The sequence below is a fragment of the Pontibacter sp. HJ8 genome (assembly GCF_054824225.1).
The window spans coordinates 1-1,938 of sequence record NZ_JSYF01000223.1 but is presented as its reverse complement, the minus strand read 5'-3'; the positions used below and the strand labels follow the sequence as shown (position 1 = coordinate 1,938).

Here is a 1,938-nt window from a genome sequence, read left to right as displayed (position 1 = left end):
AAAAAGGATACAGCAATTTTATATCAAAATATTAAATTATTCAAATAAAAATACGTTTATCTTATGTTTGCACTCATGAGATTTTCAGCTTCCCACAGTGGATAACTATCTGGAAAACTACTGGATAAAAAGCATTCCCAACTCACATGCGGATTCGTTATCTTTGTAGTAATGGAAAATTTTGTAGTATCAGCGCGTAAGTATCGTCCGGCCACGTTCGACAGCGTGGTGGGGCAGCACCACATCACCAATACCCTCAAGAACGCTATCAGCAGCCACCATTTGGCGCAGGCATTCCTGTTTTGCGGGCCGCGTGGTGTGGGCAAGACAACCTGTGCCCGTATCCTGGCAAAAACCATTAACTGCCAGAACATCACCCCGGAAACAGAGGCCTGCAACGAGTGCGAATCGTGCCGCAGCTTTAACAGCAACAGCTCCTTCAACATCCACGAGCTCGATGCCGCTTCCAACAACTCGGTAGAGGATATCCGGAACCTGGTGGAGCAGGTGCGCTACGCCCCCCAGACCGGCAAGTACAAGATCTACATCATAGATGAGGTGCACATGCTCTCAAACCAGGCCTTCAACGCGTTCCTGAAGACGCTGGAGGAGCCACCTGCCTATGCCATTTTTATCCTGGCAACCACCGAGCGCCACAAGATCATCCCGACCATCCTGTCGCGCTGCCAGATTTTCGATTTCAACCGCATCCGGATCGACGACATGGTGCGCCACCTGGGCCATATCGCCCAGAAGGAAAACGTACAGGCAGAACCCGACGCGCTGCACCTGATCTCACAGAAGGCAGACGGCGCTCTGCGTGATGCGTTGTCTATTTTTGACCAGATGGTGACTTTCTCGGGCCACAACGTGACCTACAAAGCCACGGTCGAGAACCTGCACATCCTGGACTACGACTATTACTTCCGCCTGACAGATTACCTGCTGCAGGAGAACCTGTCGGGCTCGCTGCTGTTGTTTGATGAGATTTTGAAGAACGGTTTTGATGCGCACAACTTCCTGGTAGGGATTGGGGAGCACTTCCGCAGCCTGCTGGTCTGCAAGGACCAGGCCACGGTACAGCTGCTGGAAGTATCCGACAACATCAAAGCAAGGTATGCCGAGCAGGCACATAAATCCTCCGTGTCGTTTCTGCTGTCAGGCCTGAACCTGGTGAGCACCTGCGACATGCACTACAAGAGCAGCAAAAACCAGCGCCTGCACGTGGAGTTGTGCCTGATGAAAATGGCACACCTCAATGCAGCCCTGAGCTTTGCCCATGGCTTAGCGGAAACCGGCGCAGCCCCAAAAAAAGCTAAGGTAGCGGAACAGGCACCAGCCTCTACCAGTACAACAGGTGCCCCTATGATCCCATCTGCCGCCATGCAGCAACCTGCCGCCGGTACGGTGCCGTCTGAGGCGATGCAGCCCCACAGCCCTACCGGTATACCTTCCGTGGGGTTACAACAGCCGCATCAGCCCGGCACTGTCCCTTCGCAGGGGCTGCAACAGCCTCCCCAAAAACAGGAGGTAACACCGGATGGCCATTTGTCGCCACCGCACGACGCACTGGCAACACCGCCTCCGGGTATGCAACGGCCGTCCATACCTGTTCCTCCACAGAAAAAACTGGGCAAGCTGCCCAGCCTGAAAGACATCCAAAGCCAGCCGGCTGCCGCAGCGGCAGACACCGCTGTAGCCGAGGAGGAAGAGGAAACCAGCTACGGAGCTATCGTGCCCCTGGATGCTGCCCGTCTGAAGACGCTGTGGCATACCATCCTGCGCCGCAAGAAGGCAGAGAACATGATGGAGTATACCCTCCTCAACCGCCAGTACCACATAGGCGAAGACAATGAGATCATCCTGCACCTGGAGAATCACGTGATGCTGGACCAATTTACCAGCCTGCGCCCCTCCTTGCTGGCCGAACTGAAGAAA

Annotated in this window: 1 protein-coding gene; it reads left to right on the top strand. The window is 54.5% G+C overall.

Annotated features, from left to right (window positions below; translation table 11 throughout):
* Positions 1 to 171: 171 nt before the first annotated feature.
* Positions 172 to 1,938: DNA polymerase III subunit gamma/tau (locus OB13_RS10610; protein ID WP_461490140.1), on the top strand; the 1,767-nt coding region annotated here is incomplete at its 3' end.